At 68.1% G+C, this 17,477-nt stretch carries 17 protein-coding genes; 7 read left to right on the forward strand and 10 right to left on the reverse strand.

Translation table 11 applies throughout. The features are described 5' to 3' along the window. Positions 1-91: 91 nt before the first annotated feature. The 8 genes from BLP83_RS03435 to rpsB all read right to left on the reverse strand — a co-directional run bounded on the left by BLP83_RS03435 (position 92) and on the right by rpsB (position 6,446). Positions 92-1,270 carry an acetyl-CoA C-acyltransferase gene (locus tag BLP83_RS03435; protein ID WP_091238842.1) on the reverse strand — a complete coding sequence of 393 codons (1,179 nt, stop codon included), beginning with the start codon at positions 1,268-1,270 and terminating at the stop codon, positions 92-94. 122 nt (positions 1,271-1,392) lie between these two features. Beyond that, positions 1,393-1,887, reverse strand: a complete 495-nt coding sequence (locus tag BLP83_RS03440; RefSeq protein ID WP_091239454.1) for a hypothetical protein — start codon at positions 1,885-1,887, stop codon at positions 1,393-1,395. A gap of 13 nt (positions 1,888-1,900) precedes the next feature. Further along, positions 1,901-2,173: a cell division topological specificity factor MinE gene (gene minE / locus BLP83_RS03445; RefSeq protein WP_091238845.1), complete on the reverse strand. Its 273-nt coding sequence runs from the start codon at positions 2,171-2,173 to the stop codon at positions 1,901-1,903. Positions 2,174-2,181: 8 nt separating this feature from the next. Further along, positions 2,182-2,991: a septum site-determining protein MinD gene (gene minD, locus BLP83_RS03450; protein WP_091238848.1), complete on the reverse strand. Its 810-nt coding sequence runs from the start codon at positions 2,989-2,991 to the stop codon at positions 2,182-2,184. A 55-nt stretch (positions 2,992-3,046) separates the two neighbouring features. Further along, positions 3,047-3,832 carry a septum site-determining protein MinC gene (minC, locus tag BLP83_RS03455; protein ID WP_091238851.1) on the reverse strand — a complete coding sequence of 262 codons (786 nt, stop codon included), beginning with the start codon at positions 3,830-3,832 and terminating at the stop codon, positions 3,047-3,049. 6 nt (positions 3,833-3,838) lie between these two features. Beyond that, positions 3,839-4,441, reverse strand: coding sequence for a GNAT family N-acetyltransferase (locus tag BLP83_RS03460; protein WP_091238853.1), 603 nt, complete (start codon positions 4,439-4,441; stop codon positions 3,839-3,841). 156 nt (positions 4,442-4,597) lie between these two features. Continuing rightward, entirely contained in the window at positions 4,598-5,476 is an 879-nt protein-coding gene (gene tsf / locus BLP83_RS03465; protein WP_091238856.1) for a translation elongation factor Ts, read from the reverse strand. Positions 5,477-5,618: 142 nt separating this feature from the next. Further along, positions 5,619-6,446: a 30S ribosomal protein S2 gene (gene rpsB, locus BLP83_RS03470; protein WP_091238858.1), complete on the reverse strand. Its 828-nt coding sequence runs from the start codon at positions 6,444-6,446 to the stop codon at positions 5,619-5,621. 330 nt (positions 6,447-6,776) lie between these two features. Here rpsB and map point away from each other — a divergent pair, with 330 nt between their 5' ends. From map to dapE, 5 genes are all read left to right on the forward strand, one after another. Continuing rightward, the gene (map, locus tag BLP83_RS03475) at positions 6,777-7,553 is read left to right on the forward strand and encodes a type I methionyl aminopeptidase (RefSeq protein ID WP_091238862.1); all 777 of its coding nucleotides are present in this window, start codon (positions 6,777-6,779) and stop codon (positions 7,551-7,553) included. Next, the gene (gene glnD, locus BLP83_RS03480; RefSeq protein ID WP_091238865.1) at positions 7,550-10,231 is read left to right on the forward strand and encodes a [protein-PII] uridylyltransferase; all 2,682 of its coding nucleotides are present in this window, start codon (positions 7,550-7,552) and stop codon (positions 10,229-10,231) included. The genes map and glnD overlap by 4 nt, the downstream gene beginning before the upstream one ends. Then, a complete protein-coding gene (gene dapD / locus BLP83_RS03485; RefSeq protein WP_342670432.1) occupies positions 10,197-11,072 on the forward strand; it encodes a 2,3,4,5-tetrahydropyridine-2,6-dicarboxylate N-succinyltransferase in 876 nt (291 codons plus the stop codon). Before glnD ends, dapD begins: the two co-directional genes overlap by 35 nt. A gap of 177 nt (positions 11,073-11,249) precedes the next feature. Beyond that, on the forward strand, positions 11,250-11,597 hold the full coding sequence (locus tag BLP83_RS03490; RefSeq protein WP_091238867.1) for a Spx/MgsR family RNA polymerase-binding regulatory protein: 348 nt from the start codon (positions 11,250-11,252) through the stop codon (positions 11,595-11,597). A 9-nt stretch (positions 11,598-11,606) separates the two neighbouring features. Continuing rightward, a complete protein-coding gene (dapE, locus tag BLP83_RS03495) occupies positions 11,607-12,737 on the forward strand; it encodes a succinyl-diaminopimelate desuccinylase (RefSeq protein ID WP_091238870.1) in 1,131 nt (376 codons plus the stop codon). Positions 12,738-12,812: 75 nt separating this feature from the next. On the opposite strand, the gene BLP83_RS03500 is transcribed toward dapE, so the two are convergent. Together BLP83_RS03500 and BLP83_RS03505 are read right to left on the reverse strand one after the other, a co-directional pair. Then, positions 12,813-13,241 (reverse strand): hypothetical protein, encoded by a 429-nt coding sequence (locus BLP83_RS03500; RefSeq protein ID WP_091238873.1) that lies wholly within the window; start codon positions 13,239-13,241, stop codon positions 12,813-12,815. 176 nt (positions 13,242-13,417) lie between these two features. Then, the gene (locus BLP83_RS03505) at positions 13,418-15,853 is read right to left on the reverse strand and encodes a penicillin acylase family protein (protein WP_091238875.1); all 2,436 of its coding nucleotides are present in this window, start codon (positions 15,851-15,853) and stop codon (positions 13,418-13,420) included. A gap of 313 nt (positions 15,854-16,166) precedes the next feature. On the opposite strand from BLP83_RS03505, the gene BLP83_RS03510 reads away from it, so the two are divergent. Next, entirely contained in the window at positions 16,167-16,484 is a 318-nt protein-coding gene (locus BLP83_RS03510) for a YerC/YecD family TrpR-related protein (protein ID WP_091238877.1), read from the forward strand. 39 nt (positions 16,485-16,523) lie between these two features. Then, positions 16,524-17,423 (forward strand): ATP phosphoribosyltransferase, encoded by a 900-nt coding sequence (hisG, locus tag BLP83_RS03515; protein WP_091238879.1) that lies wholly within the window; start codon positions 16,524-16,526, stop codon positions 17,421-17,423. The last annotated feature ends 54 nt before the right edge of the window (positions 17,424-17,477 follow it).

Consider the following 17,477-nt stretch of genomic DNA (forward strand, 5'->3'; position numbering starts at 1 on the left):
CGCTGGCTGGCGCGGACGCGTTGCGGGTACTGCGGCGTGGGCGGTCGCGAAATCAGGACGCCCGGCGTCGAGCCGGGCGTCCGGGGCGGCCTCAGACCAGTTCGATGGCCAGCGCGGTGGCCTCACCGCCGCCGATGCACAGGCTGGCGATGCCGCGCTTCTTGCCGCGCGCCTGCAGCGCGTGGATCAGGGTGACCACGACGCGCGCGCCGGAGGCGCCGATCGGGTGGCCGAGTGCGCAGGCGCCGCCGTTGACGTTGACCTTTTCGTGCGGGATGGACAGATCCGCCATGGCCGCCATGGTCACCACAGCGAAAGCCTCGTTGATCTCGAACAGATCGACGTCGGCGACGGTCCAGCCGAGTTGCTTCATGAGCTTGTCCATCGCGCCCACCGGCGCGGTGGTGAACCACTCCGGCGCCTGCGAATGGGTGGCGTGGCCGACGATGCGCGCGATCGGCGCGGCACCGGCGGCCTTGGCGGCGTCCTCGCCCATCAGCACCAGCGCGGCCGCGCCGTCGCTGATCTTCGAGGCGCTGGCGGCAGTAATCGTGCCGTTCTCCTTGCGGAAGGCCGCGCGCAGACCGGGGATCTTGGTCACATCGCAGCGTGCGGGTTCTTCATCGCTGTCGATCTGCACGTCGCCCTTGCGGCCGGCCACGGTGACCGGCGCGATCTCGGCCTTGAAGGCGCCCGAGCTCTGGGCTGCCATGGCGCGGTTGACCGACTCGATGGCGAAGGCATCCTGGGCTTCGCGGGTGAACGTGTACTTGTCGGCGCAGGCCTCGCCGAACACGCCCATGGCCTGGCCCTTGTAAGGGTCGGTCAGGCCGTCCCAGGCCATGTGGTCGACCAGCTTGCCGTCGCCGTAGCGGATGCCGGCGCGGGCCGCGACCATGTGCGGGGCATTGGTCATCGACTCCATGCCGCCCGAGACCACGACCGAGGCCGAGCCGGCCTTGATCAGATCGTGGCCCAGCATGATCGCCTTCATGCCCGATCCGCAGACCTTGTTGATCGTGGTCGCGCCGGCCGACAGCGGCAGGCCAGCCGCGATCGAAGCCTGGCGGGCGGGTGCCTGGCCGAGATTGGCTGGCAGCACGCAGCCCATGATCACTTCGGAGACGGCGTCACCGGCGACACCGGCCTGGGCCAGCGCGGCCGAGATCGCGGCGGCGCCCAATGTCGGCGTGGGTACGCCGGTGAACTGGCCCTGGAACGAACCGATGGCCGTGCGCTTGGCGCCGACGATCACGACGGAATTCGACATGGGGGATCTCCTGGGGATGCGCCGCGGCCGGATGCCGCGGCAGAGCCCCCGGATTATCAACCGCTGGGGCGCGCAGGCCAACCGGGACTTTCGATACGCCGGCGCAGGGAAAGCGCTCGGGCTCAGGCGGCGCAGGGCTCGCCCTGGATGGGCGGTGCGGGAAGCAGGCCGCGCGCTTCGAGCCAGAGCCGCGCGTTGTCGGCATCCTGCTCGAACCAGGCCTGCGTCGAACCGAGCCTGAAGCTGTAGCCCCAGGCGTCCATGTCGCGCATCAGTCGATCACGACCGACGCCTGGCAAGCGGTCCGCGAGCACGATCTGCAGGTAGCAGGTCGCGTCTTCTTCATCGATTGAATCGGTGGCATCGGTATGCACCTGGGCGCGGCGCTCGGGCGGCAGCACGATCAGATGGCAGGCCTCGTGCAGCAGCGAGTGCACGGGCGTGTCCGCGCGCGCAAAGACGCGGCTGCCGATGACGCCGGCCTCGCATTCGCCCCAGTAGCTGCCTGGGATGGCCTCATCCGCGGCAACGAGCACGAGCTCCAGCCCGAACTCCGAGAGCAGACGGGCAGGGGCTTCAACGCCCAGGGCGCCCAATCGCAGGACGTCCTGCTCCATGGCGCTCACGTGCCTAGTCTCCGCGCGGGCGACCCTCGCCTTCGGGCAGGGCGACGGAGATGTCCAGCACGTCGTGCTCGCCGTCCTTCTGCAGGTCAACCTTGACCGCATCAGCGTCAACGTTGACGTACTTGCGGATCACCTCCAGCAGCTCGCGGCGGAGCAGGGGCAGGTAGTCGGGTCCGCCGCGGTTGCTGCGCTCCTGGGCGACGATGATGCGCAGGCGTTCCTTGGCGATGTTCGCCGTCGCCTTGGGCTTGGATTTCAGGAAGTCGAAGATGCCCATGGCCTGGCTCAGCCCCCGAACAGTTTCTGCAGCAGGCCCTTCTTCTCGACCTGGGTGAAGCGCATGGGGCGAGAGTCGCCGAGGATTCGGGCGACGGCATCGCTATAGGCCTGGCCCGCCGGTGAGGCCTCGTCAAGGATCACCGGTTCGCCCTTGTTGGACGAAGACAGAACATCCGGGCTCTCCGGGATCACGCCGATCGCCTTGATGCCCAGCACTTCCTCGACGTCGGCGATGCTCATCATCTCGCCGGCTTCGACGCGCTTCGGGTTGTAGCGGGTCAGCAGGAGATGCTCGGCGACGCGCTCACCGCGCTCGGCCCGACGCGTCTTGCTGGCAAGCAGGCCGAGGATGCGATCGGAATCACGCACCGAGCTGACTTCCGGGTTGACCACCACGATCGCGCGGTCGGCGAAATACATGGCGAGGAACGCGCCTTTCTCGATGCCAGCCGGGCTGTCGCACAGGATGATGTCGAAACCGTCCTCGGCCAGCTCGTTCAGGACCTTCTCGACGCCTTCTTTGTTGAGGGCGTCCTTGTCGCGGGTCTGCGATGCCGCAAGCACGTGCAGGTTGTCGTAGCGCTTGTCCTTGATGAGCGCCTGCTTGAGCGTGGCCTCGCCGTGGATGACGTTGACGAAGTCGTACACCACGCGGCGCTCGCAGCCCATGATCAGGTCGAGGTTGCGCAGGCCGACATCGAAGTCGATCACTGCGACCTTCTTGCCCTGCTTGGCGAGGCCGACCGCGATGCTGGCGCTGCTGGTGGTCTTGCCCACTCCACCCTTGCCCGAGGTGACGACGATGATCTCTGCCAAGGCACGTTCTCCGTAATTCGCTGCGCTGTTGCTTCAGGAAGGGGGCAAGTGGCGTTCAGGCCATCGCCGCGATCTGCAGTTTGTCGTTTTCAAGCCAGACCTGCACGGGTTTGCCGCGCAGCTCGGCGGGGATGGATTCAAGCACGCGGTACTGGCCGGCGATCGCCACCAGTTCGGCATTGAATTCGCGGCAGAAGATGCGCGCGTTGACGTCGCCCCGGGCACCGGCCAAGGCGCGTCCGCGCAGGCTGCCGTAGATGTGGATGCTGCCGTCGGCGATGACTTCGGCGCCGTTGCCGACCATGGCGCAGACGGTGAGATCGCGGCCCTGGGCATAGACCTGCTGGCCGGAGCGCACGGGCTGGATCTGCATCTGCCCGGTGCTGGCCGGCGGGGGCGACGCGGCCGCGACTGGAGCGGGCGCCGGCTCCGGAGCGCGCTCGCTGCGGCGACGACCCGGTGCAGGCTCCGGTTCGAGGGCAGGTTCAGCGCCCCCGAGAGGCTCGTACTGGGCGCGGAACTTGGCCAGCAGCGGTAGGCCCAAGCGCTCGGCCAGGGCATCGATCTCGCGGGTGCCGAAGGCCAGGCCCACGGGCAGGACGCCGGCCCCGCGCAGGCCCTCGATAAGGCGGCCGGCTTCGTCCTCGCCAGGGCAGCGACTGAGTGAGCCGAAGTCGACGATCACAGCGGCGCGCCCGAACAGCTTGGGTGCGCGCTCGACGCGTTCGCGCATCTCGGCAACCAGCTTGGCGACATCGAGTTCGCGAACGCGCAGGTTGGCGATGCCGACCTGGCCAATCTTGAGTTCGCCGGCCTGTTCGAAACTGGGGATTTGGCTCATCGGGGCTCAGGTGCCGGTGGCGCGTGCGGGCGGGTTCTGCGGCTGCAGCCGGCTGTGCAGCCAGTCGACGTCGGGCAGGCCGCCCTGCGCGAGATAGGCGGTCTGCACGTACTCGAAGCTTGGCAGGTCCTTGACCAGCAGGCTGACTTGGCGGCCGGCCTCTTCCATGCGGTGCTGGCCGACCTCGCGGAAGCCATAGGTGCCGTGGAAGATCAGGGCGGCATCGTTGCGCGGCTCCAGAAACACTTCGCAGGCCAGGACTGGCACGCGCACCTCGGCATAGCTGGTGACGTCGGCATAGAAGATCTTGCCGAGACCCGAGCCGCGGCGAGAGCCGGCGACCACGATGCGGTCGATGTAGAGGAAGTCCGGGTAATGTTCGCAGAACCAGCGGTAGTTCGAGCTCGCGTAGGGCGTGCCGGGGCGCAGGGCGATGAGGAAGCCAGCCACTTGGCCGTCCACCTCGGCAACCCGGAAATAATCTGCGTGATTCATGAAGAAGCGGACGCGCTCGGCATCCAGCGGGAGGATCGCCTGGCCGGCGCTGTTGTTGAGCGCCAGCACGGAATCAAGATCGTGCTCGCCGACGTCGCGGATAGCGATCGACATCGCGGACTCCAGGGGAACGGACGGACGCCCAGGCCAAGCCCGAGGCGCGTGAATTATGCCACGCGATGGCGCGACGGGCCCGGAGCCGGGCCGCAAACGCAGCGGGGCGCGGCTCGCGCCGCGCCCCGCTGCGTGCAGAACGCTCTGCAGCTAGGCTCAGCCGCCGCCAGCGATCTTCGCGACTTCCGCCGCATAGTCCTCGGCGACCTTCTCGATGCCTTCGCCCACGACCAGGCGCTGGAAGCGCACGACGTCGGCGCCGGCAGCCTTGACTGCGGCCTCGACCGACTGGTCGGTGTTGATCACGAAGGGCTGACCGTACAGGGTCACTTCGTTGATGATGCGGTTGACCTTGCCGCTGATGATCTTCTCGAGGATCTCGGCCGGCTTTGCGCGGTCCTTGTCGGACATCTTGGCCAGCTCGATTTCCTTTTCCTTGGCCAGGAAGTCGGCCGGCACGTCCGCCGCCTTGTTGTAGGGCGGGTTCATCGCCGCCACGTGCATGGCGATGCCGCGGGCCAGCTCGGCGTCGCCGCCCTTCAGCTCGACCAGCACGCCGATGCGGCCACCGTGGATGTAGGCAGCGACGTTGTTGTCGGTGTCGAAGCGCACCAGACGACGCACCTGCACGTTCTCGCCGACCTTGGCGATCAGCGCGGCGCGGGCTTCTTCGACGGTTTCGCCGGAAGCCAGCTTGGCGGTCTTCAGGGCTTCGGCGTCGGCGGCACCTGCGGCCAGCGCGGCCTGGGCGACGGCGTCGACGAACTTCAGGAAGTTCTCGTCCTTGCCAACGAAATCGGTTTCGCAGTTGACTTCGACGAGCACGGCCTTGCCGCCGTCCTGGGCGAAGCCGATGCGGCCTTCAGCAGCGACGCGGTCGGCCTTCTTGTCGGCCTTCGCAAGGCCGGTCTTGCGCAGGTGCTCCATGGCCGCTTCGATGTCGCCACCGTTCTCGGCCAGGGCCTTCTTGCACTCCATCATGCCGGCGCCGGAGCGCTCGCGCAGTTCCTTCACCAGGCTGGCAGTGATTTCCATGGGCATTCCTTGAAGAGGGAGAAAGGGCGGCAGCGCGCTGCGCGCCGCCTTGGGATTCGATTCACGCCGAAGCGGGCAGGGTGACACCGCCGCATGGCTGGCGCATGAACCCCGCGCCGGGCGCGGGGTTCATGGCGAAGACTTACTCGCCGCGACGGCCGCCGGGGCGCTTGTTGCCCGGAGCCGGGCGACGCGGGGCCGGCTTGCGCTCGCCGTCTTCCTTGGCGACCGGATTGCCCTCGGCGTCCAGCTCAACAAACTCGTCGTCCATGCGGGCGGACTGCGGGGCGGCTGCGCGGCCTTCCAGCACGGCGTCGGCAGCGGCGCGGGCGTACAGCTGCACCGCACGGATGGCGTCGTCATTGCCCGGAATCGGGTAGTCGACCAGGCTCGGGTCGTAGTTGGTATCGACCACGGCAACGACCGGGATGCCCAGCTTCTTCGCTTCCTGCACGGCGATGTTCTCGTGACCGATGTCGATCACGAACAGGGCGTCCGGCAGGCCGTTCATGTTCTTGATGCCGCCCAGCGAGGCCTCGAGCTTCTCGGCTTCGCGCTGCAGCTGCAGCACTTCGTGCTTGACCAGCTTCTCGAAGGTGCCGTCGGTGGCAGCGGCTTCCAGCTCCTTCAGGCGGGCGATCGAGCCCTTGACGGTGCGGAAGTTGGTCAACATGCCGCCCAGCCAGCGCTGGGCGACGAAGGGCTGACCGCAGCGGCTGGCTTCCTCACGGACCGCCTCGCGCGCGGAGCGCTTGGTGCCGACGAACAGGATGGTGCCGCGCTTCTGCGCCAGGCCGGAGAGGAAGTTCATCGCGTCGGTGAACAGCGGAACCGTCTTCTCGAGGTTGATGATGTGGATCTTGCCGCGGGCGCCGAAGATGTACGGACCCATCTTGGGGTTCCAGTAACGGGTCTGGTGGCCGAAATGGACGCCGGCTTCCAGCATCTGACGCATGGTGACCTGGGGCATGGGATGCTCCTGAGAAAGAAATGAGCTCGAGCGCGGGTCAAGGCGCAGGCTCCGGGGTTGGTCCTCCACAGGGCTCGCATCCAGCGCCTGCCAGGCTTTTCGAGCCTTGCAGGACCCCGCTGGACGGGGTGCGACCTGTGTGTGAATTCGCCGGTGACGCCCGGCGTGGGCGTGTCCATGGACGCGCGCGGCGTCCACAAAGCCGCGGAAGCATAGCCCGGCTGGGCTCCATGCGCAAATCCGCGCGCGCAGGCCGCGCAGGCAGGGATCGGCGGCTGCAGTCCGAATGGCGGTTTCCCCGGCAGGCCGCGCTGGCCGATAATCGTGCGCATGGCCATCACCCTGAAAACCCCTGATCAGATCGAGTGCATGCGCGAGGCCGGACGGCTGGCCGCGGAAGTGCTCGACATCATCACCCCGCACGTCAAGCCCGGCGTCAGCACCGAGGAGCTCGACCGCATCTGCAACGAGCACATCGTGAAGGTCCAGGGGACCATCCCCGCCAACGTCGGCTACCGCGGCTTCCCCAAGACCATCTGCACCTCGGTCAACAACGTCATCTGCCACGGCATCCCCAGCCCGTCCAAGGTGCTGAAGGACGGGGACATCATCAATATCGACGTCACCGTCATCAAGGACGGCTGGCACGGCGACACCAGTCGCATGTACTTCGTCGGCGAGCCGTCCGTACTGGCGAAGCGCCTGGTTGACGTGACCTTCGAGGCCATGTGGCGCGGCATCCGTGCGGTGCGCCCCGGCGCCACGCTGGGCGACATCGGCCATGCCATCCAGAGCTACGTCGAATCCGAGCGTTTCTCGGTGGTGCGCGAGTACTGCGGCCACGGCATCGGTCAGGTCTATCACGAGGATCCGCAGGTGCTGCACTACGGCGTGCCCGGCACGGGTGTGGTGCTGAAGCCCGGCATGACCTTCACCATCGAGCCCATGGTCAATGCCGGTGCCCGCCACACCCGACTGATGCCGGACGGCTGGACCGTGGTCACCAAGGATCGCTCGCTGTCCGCGCAGTGGGAGCACATGATCGCGGTGACCGAGACCGGTTTCGACGTCCTGACCCTGGGTGACAAGGGGCGCGTGCCGAAGTGAGCGTGCCTGGCGCCCTGGCCGGACTCGATGCGCGACTTGCGGCAGCGATCGAAGATGCCGCCTGGCAGGCCTTGGTCAAGGCCGAAGTCGCCGCGGGTGATGCCCGCCGCGCCGAGGCGTTCGACAGAGGCGCCGACATCGACGGCCTGCTGGCCGACCGCAGCCAGCAGGTCGATGCGGTTCTGCGCGATGCCTTCCGCCGCGATTTCGGGGACGCGCAGGGTCTGGCCCTGCTGGCGACGGGCGGATTCGGCCGCGCCGAACTCTTCCCGCACTCGGACGTCGACATCCTGTTGCTCTGCGAAGTGCCTATCGACGATGTTCGGCAGCCGTGCATCGAACGCTTCCTGACCCGCCTCTGGGACGCAGGACTTGCCCCCGGCCATGCGGTGCGCTCGGTGGACGAGTGCATCGAGGAAGACCGCAAGGACGCCACCATCGCCACCGCCTTGCTGGAGCTCCGGCCGATCTGCGGTGACCCCAAGCCTGGCCAGCGGCTGGCCCGCAGCGTGCGCAGCGAGGGCTTCTGGACGCCGGACGCGTTCTTCGAAGCCAAGCGCGCCGAACAGCGCGCGCGTCATGCCCGCTACAACGATACCGCCTACAACCTCGAGCCCAATCTCAAGGAGGGCCCCGGCGGCCTGCGTGACCTGCACACGCTGTCGTGGATGGCGCAGCGCATCTACGGCGTGCGCGAGGTCTCCGAGCTGAAGCCGCTCGGCGCGATCGGCGGCGATGAACTCATCGCCTTCGAGCGCGAGCGTCGCGCGCTCTCGCATCTGCGCTTCGGTCTGCATCTGGTCGCCGGGCGGCGCGAGGAGCGCCTGCTGTTCGACTTCCAGCGGCCGCTGGCGGCGCGTCTCGGCTTCAAGGACCAGGCTGCCGACAATCTCGCGGTCGAGCAGCTGATGCAGGGCTATTTCCGCAGCGCTGCCGTCGTGTTGAGGTTGAACGGCCGGCTGCTGCAGCGCTTCGAGGAATCGCTGACCGGCGAGCCGGGTATCGAGCCGCTGGACGAGGACTTCGCGGTTGGCGCCGGCTACCTGCGCCTCCTCGATGCCAAGGCTTTCCAGCGCGAGCCACTGAAGGTGCTGGAGCTTTTCCGCGTCTGGGCGGGCAATCCCTCGATCCGCGGCCTGCATTCCAGCACGGCGCGGGCGCTGGGCGAGGCCCTGCCGCTGATCGACGAGGGCTTCCGCGAGCGCGCCGAGTCTCGCGCTGCCTTCATGCGCCTGCTGCGCGGGCCGCAGCCGGTGATGACGCTGACCCGGATGTGGCAGCTGGGCGTACTGGCCCGCTACCTGCCGGCCTTCGGCAACGTTTCGGGGCGCATGCAGTACGACCTCTTCCATGTCTACACGGTCGACCAGCACACGCTGACCGTACTGAAGAACATCGAGAGCTTCGCTTCCGAGGACTCCAAGCAGCGCTTCGCCCTGGCGCACGACCTGTGGCCTCGTCTGCGCAAGCCCGAGCTGCTGCTGCTCGGCGCGCTGTTCCACGACATCGCCAAGGGCCGAGGCGGCGACCACTCCAAGCTGGGCGCCGAGGATGCCATCGAGTTCTGCCTGGCTCATGGCCTGTCCACCGCGGACGCCGATCTCGTGGCCTGGCTGGTGCGCGAGCACCTGACCATGTCGGTCACCGCCCAGCGCCAGGACATCTCCGACCCCGAGGTCATTGCCCGATTCGCCGGCATCGTCGGCGAGCGCGAGCGCCTCGACTATCTCTACCTGTTGACCGTCGCCGACATCGCCGGCACCAGCCCGAAGCTGTGGAATGCCTGGAAGGATCGCCTGCTGGCCGACCTGCATGGCGCCACGCGCTTCGCCCTGCGACGCGGGCTGGAGAACCGTGTCTATGCCGACGAGCGCATTCAGGAAACGCGCGCGGTCGCACGTGAGCGCCTGCTGGACGCCGGCATCGAAGCGGCCGACATCGATCGCGTCTGGGCGGGCTTTCCCCACGAGAGCTTCCTTCGCTATAGCCCCGAGCAGATCGCCTGGCAGACCCGCGGCATCGCCCAGGCGGGCGAGCCGGACCTGCCGCTGGTGTTGGTGCGCCCTCATTCGCGCTCGGGTGCGCTCGAAGTTTTTGTCTATTCGCCCGACCGTGACGGCCTGTTCGCGGTAGCTGCGACGACCCTGGACCGCCTGGGTTTGTCAGTGGCCGAAGCGCGAATCGTCACTTCGACCACCGGCTTCAGCCTCGACACTTTCCAGGTGCTGGACGCGGGCATGGATTTCGTCTCGCCGGAGCGTCGAGCTGCCACGGTAGCGACGACGCTGCGCGAGGCGCTGGCGCAGATGCCCGAGGAGATCTCGCCACCAAACCGGATGATCCCGCGCCAGCTGCGGCATTTCCGCATCCCGGTGCAGATCGAGTTCAGCCAGGACGCGACGCACGACCGCACCCGCATGATGCTGGTGTGCACCGACCGTCCAGGCCTGCTCGCGAGAGCGGCCGCGGTGCTGCGTGCGCACCGCATCCGCCTGCACGACGCGCGCATCGCCACCTTCGGCGAGCGCGCCGAGGACTTCTTTCAGATCAGTGACGAGGCCAATCGCGCCATCGTCGACGACGCTCGGCTGGAGGCGCTGCGCGCTGCCTTGGTCGAGGCACTCACGGACAGCACCGACAAGGATTTGCCGAATGCACGACAGCCTGCCCATGCTTGAACTGAGGCCCCTCATTGAAAGCGCCTTCGAGCGCCGCGCCAGCCTCACCGTGGAGGAGATCGATGGCAGCACGCGCCCTGCCGTCGAACGCGTGCTGGCCGAACTCGAAGCGGGTCGCCTGCGCGTGGCGGAGCCGGTCGGTGGCGGCTGGCAGGTCAACGAGTGGATCAAGAAAGCCGTACTGCTGTCCTTCCGCTGCAGCGGCAACCGGCTGATGCCCGAGCCGGCCCACGACCCGGCCGGCAGCCTGCTGCAGGCCTGGGACAAGGTGCCCCTGCGCAGCATCGAGACCGGCGAGAGCAACTGGGCGGCCGAACAGGGCGTGCGCGTGGTGCCCGGTGCGGTGGTGCGCCGAGGTGCCTACCTCGGGCGCGACGTGGTGCTGATGCCGAGCTTCGTCAACATCGGCGCCCACGTGGGCGATGGCTGCATGATCGACACCTGGGCGACGGTCGGCAGCTGCGCGCAGATCGGACGCGGCGTGCACATCAGCGGCGGTGCCGGCATCGGCGGCGTGCTGGAGCCCCTGCAGGCTTCGCCGACGATCATCGAGGACGACTGCTTTATCGGCGCGCGTTCGGAAGTCGTCGAAGGCGTGATCGTCGAGCGCGGCTCGGTGATCGGCATGGGCGTGTTCATCGGCCAGAGCACCCGAATCTACAACCGCGCCACCGGCGAGATCAGCTACGGTCGCGTGCCCGCCGGCAGTGTCGTGGTTTCCGGTTCGCTGCCGGCAAAGGACGGCAGCCACTCGCTGTACTGCGCGGTGATCGTCAAACAGGTCGACGAGAAGACGCGGGCGAAGACGAGTATCAATGAGTTGTTGAGGTCCGGCGAGTAGCTTTCGATCGGGATTCGTGATTGGGGATTCGGGATTCGCCGAAGGTCGACCCTGACTCGAGTTCCCCTGCCTCATGCTGCGTCGCGCCACATCGAAACGGTCAATCGCAATCTCGCGACGTGCTCGCTGGTGAACTTGCGAATCCCGAATCCCCAATCACGAATCCCGGCCCAAGACATGCCCACCCTCTACGGTCTCGACAAGTGCAGCACCTGCGACAAGGCCCGCGCCTGGCTGGATGCCCGCGGCATCGCGCACACCTTCGTGGACTACCGCGAGCATCCCATCGAACCCAAGCTGCTCAAGGCCTGGGCAAAGACGCTGACGTGGGAGAAGCTCGTCAATCGCGCGAGCTACACCTGGCGCGACCTGCCCGCCGAGCGCAAGCAGCCGGCCAGCGACGCCGAGTGGCTGGCGCTCATCAAGGAGTTCCCGGCGCTGGTCAAGCGCCCGGTCGTGGTCGGCGACGATGGCGTGTCGGTGGGCTTCACCGAGAAGCAGTTCGGTCAGCGCTTCGGCGGCTGAAGCTCGCGCATGGACGTCGTCGAGCTCAGCTGTGAACTGATCCGCCGCCCCTCGGTGACGCCGGCCGATGCCGGCTGCCAGGCGCTGATCGCGCAGCGACTCGGCGCCGCAGGCTTCCAAGTCGAGCATCTGCGCTTCGGCGAGGTCGACAACCTGTGGGCCACGCTGGGCGATGAAGGCCCCACGCTGGTCTTTCTCGGCCATACCGACGTCGTTCCGCCGGGACCGGCGGAGCAATGGACCAGCCCGCCCTTCGAGCCGACCCTCACTGCCGACGGCCTGCTGCGCGGTCGCGGGGCGGCCGACATGAAGGGCAGCGTGGCGGCCTTCGTGCTGGCGCTGGAAGACCTCGCCGCCCTCCGTGACTGGCAGGGAAGGGTGGGACTGCTGCTGACCTCCGATGAAGAGGGCGATGCGATTGACGGCGTGCGCCGGGTGGCTGAACTGTTCGCGGTGCGTGGCGAGCGCATTGACTACTGCCTCGTCGGCGAGCCTTCGTCTTCCCAGCGCCTCGGGGATGTCGTGCGCATTGGTCGGCGCGGTTCGCTCACCTGCACCGCCACCGTGCTCGGCGTGCAGGGCCACGTGGCCTATCCCGAGAAGGCGGTCAACCCGATCCACCGCGCCCTGCCGGTGCTGGCCGAGCTGTGCGCGCGCGACTGGGACGGAGATCCGTGGCCGGACTTTCCACCGACCAGTTTCCAGATCGCCAACTTCAAGGCTGGCACCGGCGCCAGCAATGTCATTCCGGGTACGGCCGAGGTGCAGTTCAACCTGCGCTACTCGCCGCGCTGGACGGCCGATGCGCTGATCCACGAGATCCAGTCCGCTTTCGCGGCCCATCAGGTGCGCGCGGGCTTCCGCTGGCATCGGTCCGGTGAGCCCTTCCACACCGGCGAGGGCCGGCTGCGCGCGGCGGTGCGGGAGACGCTGGCGCGCGAACTCGGCATCCAGCCGGACGAGAACACCGGGGGCGGCACCTCCGATGGCCGCTTCATCGCCCCGCTCGGCGCCGAAGTCGTCGAGCTCGGCCCCTTGAACGCCAGCATCCACAAGATCGACGAGGCTGTGCGCTTGGAGGATCTACACACGTTGCCGACCGTGTATGCAGGCATCGCGAGGCGTTGTCTGCGACCTTGAGTCGGCGTCACCGCCGATCGAAACGAAAACGGGGCCGCGAGGCCCCGTTGTTCGTTGCAGCGTGCGGCTCAGCCCTCAGATGCCTTCAAGGCCCATCTTGGAGGCGGCCGCGCCGGCGTAGGTCCCCTTCAGATGCCCCAGCATGCCGAGAATTTCTCGGTGGATCTCGGCGAGCCCGGCGTGCGGCATGTCGCGGGTCTCGTGGTAGACAACCGCAAGCCACAGTGCGATGCCGCGCAGCTTGAGCTGGGCGACGCTGCTGCGTGCCTTCCCAAAGGCTTGGGTGGCGGCATCACTCCAAGGCTGGTAGCGATGCACTTCCTGCGCACCGTACAGATGCGGCACGGGCGCGCGCGCCGCATTCTGGATCTCGCCCATGGTCAGGGTGGCGACGGCCGACCGGGTGCTGGGGGACAGCGACTCCACGATCGTCCGCATTTCGCGCAGTTGGCGTCGCAGGGTCATGTAGCGGAGCGTGGACAGCAGGCGGATCAGGTACGTCATGGCGACTCCAGCGGTGACGGCAGGGCGGGCATCGGGTCCGAGGTCGGACTTGCGGTCATTATGGCCTGCAAGTCAGGGCAAGACCGACAGGGTGCGTCACAAAATGACCGTCTGGGGGCGAAGGATGTCAGGCAGTGCCTGATTTCGATCGGTCGGCCGCGTCGGACTGTGATCCCTCACGGCTGCAATGTCAGCAAGTGTATCGCGGCGCCGGGGAGGAAGTCGCTGGGTCGGCCGGCAGACCAGTCGTCGTGGCCCGCGCGCCAGAACGGTGAGAGCGGGTGGCCGCTCTGACCGGCGGGCATGTGGAAGATCCCTTCGGCCTCCCGACCGGGCGAGACCACCATGCGCTGACTTGCGCCAAAGGACGGGCCCTGCACTCGCGGCATGTGGTTGTCGCCGGGCAGGGGCTCGCCGGGCATGCACAGCAGATTGCGGGCGGGCCCGAGTGCCCCGGCCAGGGGATGGCAAATCGCGCTGGTATTGCGCTCGCCCCAGGTGCGCTCACCCAAATCCCCGCCTTGCGATGCCCATTCGCCTGCGAGCTCGAGCGCGGCATCGCGCTGAAGCTGGGCGGGTGTTGGCCAGTCGGGCGGCAGGGCGTCGGCGGGCAGGGCGAGATAGGCTTGCAGCACTGCTTCGAGCTGCGACAGCTTGGGCTCGGCGAAATCTTCGCCCAGTGCGTCCCGTGCGGGTGCGAACAGACGTTCGCTGAAAGCCTCCACCAGCAGGGTTCGGAAGCTTCGCGAGGCGCGGTAGCTGACCGAAGTGATGCTGGCGCGCTCGGGGCGCTCTCGCGTTGCTGCCTCCAGCGCTGCCAGTTCTGGCGCGCTCGGGGCCGCTTCCAGCTGAACCCGCAGCCGCTGCCACCAGCCCTGGAGGAACAGGGCGCGGTCGTCGAGCTGGACCGCCAGCAGGTCCTCCTCGGTGAAATGCTGCTTGGACATCAGCTGATCGCGGATCTGTGCCGGACGCGCGCCAAGGTCATAGCCGCCGTCGCCGACGGTGCGCAGCGTAGCCAGGTCTACCACTCGGGAGTTGGCGGTCCACAGGCGGTGCGTGTCGGGGTCGAGCAGCCGTGGCGCCGCCTCAGGCGACAACCAGTCTTCCGCCCAGTCGCAGCCGTCCAGTGGGCGCAGTGGGCGCAGCGGATCGCAGTCGCCCAAGCGCTGCGGAATGCGCCCCATCAGGGTCCAGCCGATTCGGCCGCTGCGATCACCAGCCACGAAATTCTGTACCGGGGTACCGCTGCGCTGGGCGACGGCGAGCGCCTGTTCCAAGTCGGCGGCGCGCAGCAGGTCGGCCATGCCAAGGTCGATGGCGCCCGGACGGTGCGCCGTCCAGCGCAGGGCCAGCTCGGTGCCGTCCGGCGCGGTGGCGAGCAGGGGCCCCCAGCGGGTTTCGCGGGTCTCCAAAGTTTCCGGCTCGCCTCCGCGCACCGCCAGCACCTCGCGATGCAGGGTCAGTGTTTCCTCGCCCTCCGGCGTGCGGTAGCGGGTGCGACTGGTGTCGGTGAAGTCAACCTGCACCCAGTCGTGCCAGTCGCCATAGCTGTTGGTGAAGCCCCAGGCGACGTGGCCAGTGCTGCCGACCACCAGGGCGGGCACGCCCGGCAGGCTGACGCCGGTAGCGTCAACCTGGCCGCCCGGCGCCTCCGGGTCCGGGTAGACCAGACGTACCCGAAACCACACGCCGGGTGCGCGCAGCCCGAGGTGCATGTCGTCTGCCACCAGGGCGCGGCCGTCGGCCGTGAGTGCGCCGGCAACGGCGAAGTTGTTGCTGCCGGGGCTTGGTGGCTCGGGGTCGGTGGGGCTCGATGCTTCGTCGCTGGCTGCCGCCTCCTGATCGGACTCAGTGGCTTGGGGAGCGGTGGCCCCGCTCCACAGCGCTGCCAGCAGGGCTGTGGGCGAGATCGACGGAAGGGCTTCTCCGAAGAGTGGCGCGTCATGCGCGCTGCCGGGTGCGGCCACGAGATCCACCAATGCGTCCGGCTGATGCGCGCGTAGCTGCAGCAGCCCCAGTTCGCGACGGTTCTGCGAGTCCTGCAGGTCGAAGAACATGGCGAGGCCTGCGAGCAGGCTGTCCTCCTCGCGCCAGGGTTCGGGCTGGACGCGCAGCAGCCAATACGCCCAAGGTCGGCTGCCGAGCGCAGCGAGCCCGGCGTTGACGCCCTCGACGTAGGCCTGCAGCTGTTCGCGCTGATCCGCTGGCGCGCGTTCGATCTCCGCCCGTACGCGGGCGCGCAGCCGGTGCGTCCGATGGGCCCGGTCGCGCGGCAATGCAACCGCTCCGACGAGAGCCGCCAGTTCGCCGGCTGCGCTGCGCCGCGCCAGATCCATCTCGAAGTAGCGTTCCTGGGCGTGGACGAATCCGAGCGCGCGCAGCGCATCGCTGCGGCTCTCCGCGCGCAACGTCACCACGCCGAGGGCGTCACGTTCGACCTGCACGGGGGCGGATAGACCTGCGATGCGGCCTTCGCCCGCCAGCTGCGGCAGGCTCGCGCGCAGCAGCAACCAGGCGCCGATCAGGGCGAGCGCCAGCAGCAGGCCGAACGCGGCCAGGGTTCGCACGGTGTAGCGCAGCAATCGGGGGCGGCGGGAGCGGGAGGGCATTGCGTGCGCGGTCCGTAGAGGTCGAAGCGGCGATGGTAGCGGCTGCAGCGTGGCTCGGATCCGCGGCGTCGGGCAGCGGCGGCAATTCCGCAGGCGCGCAGCGCTCGCGAGCCGCCACGCCTCGCGGATCGGCGCCGGCTGCGAAGGTATCCCGTGTGGGAGACCGGGCGGTCTTCACGGTCTGTTGCTTGTCGGCAGCACAATATCCGTTTAATGTATCAACACGCTATTACAAGAGTCCGCCGTGAAGCGACGTATCGCCAGCCCCGAAGCGCCTGCTGTCAGCAGCCCCCGTGAGCGCAAGCCCGCGCCGGTGGTCCAGCCTGCAGCCGATCCGGTGTTCGCGCTGTGCGAGGCGCTGGCCAAGCTGCGGGATCCTGCCGAGATCGCGGCTTTCCTCGATGACCTGTGTACGCCGGCGGAGCTCGAGGCTCTGGCGGATCGCTGGCGCGTAGTGCCCCTTCTTCTGGCCGGGCGTACGTATCGCGACATCCACGACTTGACCGGCGTGAGTGTGACCACGGTCGGGCGGGTGGCGCGCTGCCTTACCCACGGCGCTGGCGGCTACCGTGCCGCCGCGCGACATTTGAAGCTGCACGATCCCTCCGGCATCGCTGCCGCCAAACGCTGAACCCGCTGCATACCCTCTCCCTGTTTCGAGCATTCCCCCGTGAAGAATCGTGATCGTCTGCGCATCGCCGCGCAGAAGAATGGACGCCTGTCCGACCCCGCCCGCGAGCTGATGGCACGCTCCGGCCTCACCTTCCGCGAAAGCCGTGACCGCCTGTTCTGCTTCGGCGAATCGCAGCCCGTCGACCTGCTGCTGGTGCGTGATGACGACATCCCCGGACTGATCGCGGAAGGCACCTGCGACTACGGCATCGTCGGCCGCAATGTGCTCGACGAGCAGGCCCTGGATCGCGCCGCTCGCGGCCTGCCGCCGGCCTTCAAGGAAGTGCGCGCGCTCGGTTTTGGCCGCTGCCGGCTGTCGATCGCGCTGCCGCAGGACATGGCCTGGAACGGGCCGCAAAGCTTGGCTGGCCTGCGCATTGCGACGAGCTATCCGGCCCTGCTCGAGGACTGGCTGAAGCGCAACAACGTGCGGGCGGAGATCGTGATTCTGTCCGGCTCGGTCGAGATCGCGCCCCGTCTCGGCAAGGCCGAGGCGATCTGCGACCTGGTCTCGACCGGCGGTACGCTGGCGGCCAACCAGCTGCGCGAGGCCGTGGTGATCCACGAGAGCGAGGCCGTGCTGGCCGGTCCGGCCGATCCGCTGATGGACGAGCGCGGCGACATCGCCACCCAGCTGCTGCGTCGCCTGGACGGCGTGCTGCAGGTCCGCGATGCGCGCTTGCTGATGCTGGAAACCGAGCGCGCCATGCTCGACGACGTGCTGCGCCTGCTGCCCAGCGAGGAGCGGCCGACGATCCTGAGCCTGGACGGCCAGCCCAATGGCGTCGGCGTGCAGGCGATCTGCCAGGGCAGCTTGTCCTGGCAGCAACTTGAAGATCTGAAGAAGGCCGGCGCGCGCCGACTGCTGGTGCTGCCGGTGGAGCAGATGCTGACATGAGCACCACGACCGAAAAGACCGCTGCCGAACGCACAACCGGCGAGCGCCCCGTCC

The sequence above is a fragment of the Aquimonas voraii genome, assembly GCF_900101825.1.
GTDB classification, from domain to species: Bacteria; Pseudomonadota; Gammaproteobacteria; order Xanthomonadales; family Xanthomonadaceae; genus Aquimonas; species Aquimonas voraii.

Bases quoted from the DNA above. Each gene is read 5' to 3' on its own strand.
- BLP83_RS03440 (WP_091239454.1), bottom strand. From the start codon at position 1,887: ATGGAGCAGGACGTCCTGCGATTGGGCGCCCTGGGCGTTGAAGCCCCT.
- minE (WP_091238845.1), bottom strand. From the start codon at position 2,173: ATGGGCATCTTCGACTTCCTGAAATCCAAGCCCAAGGCGACGGCGAAC.
- tsf (WP_091238856.1), bottom strand. From the start codon at position 5,476: ATGGAAATCACTGCCAGCCTGGTGAAGGAACTGCGCGAGCGCTCCGGC.
- rpsB (WP_091238858.1), bottom strand. From the start codon at position 6,446: ATGCCCCAGGTCACCATGCGTCAGATGCTGGAAGCCGGCGTCCATTTC.
- dapE (WP_091238870.1), top strand. From the start codon at position 11,607: ATGGACGTCGTCGAGCTCAGCTGTGAACTGATCCGCCGCCCCTCGGTG.
- minC (WP_091238851.1), bottom strand. From the start codon at position 3,832: ATGAGCCAAATCCCCAGTTTCGAACAGGCCGGCGAACTCAAGATTGGC.
- BLP83_RS03490 (WP_091238867.1), top strand. From the start codon at position 11,250: ATGCCCACCCTCTACGGTCTCGACAAGTGCAGCACCTGCGACAAGGCC.
- map (WP_091238862.1), top strand. From the start codon at position 6,777: ATGGCCATCACCCTGAAAACCCCTGATCAGATCGAGTGCATGCGCGAG.
- BLP83_RS03505 (WP_091238875.1), bottom strand. From the start codon at position 15,853: ATGCCCTCCCGCTCCCGCCGCCCCCGATTGCTGCGCTACACCGTGCGA.
- BLP83_RS03500 (WP_091238873.1), bottom strand. From the start codon at position 13,241: ATGACGTACCTGATCCGCCTGCTGTCCACGCTCCGCTACATGACCCTG.
- BLP83_RS03460 (WP_091238853.1), bottom strand. From the start codon at position 4,441: ATGTCGATCGCTATCCGCGACGTCGGCGAGCACGATCTTGATTCCGTG.
- BLP83_RS03435 (WP_091238842.1), bottom strand. From the start codon at position 1,270: ATGTCGAATTCCGTCGTGATCGTCGGCGCCAAGCGCACGGCCATCGGT.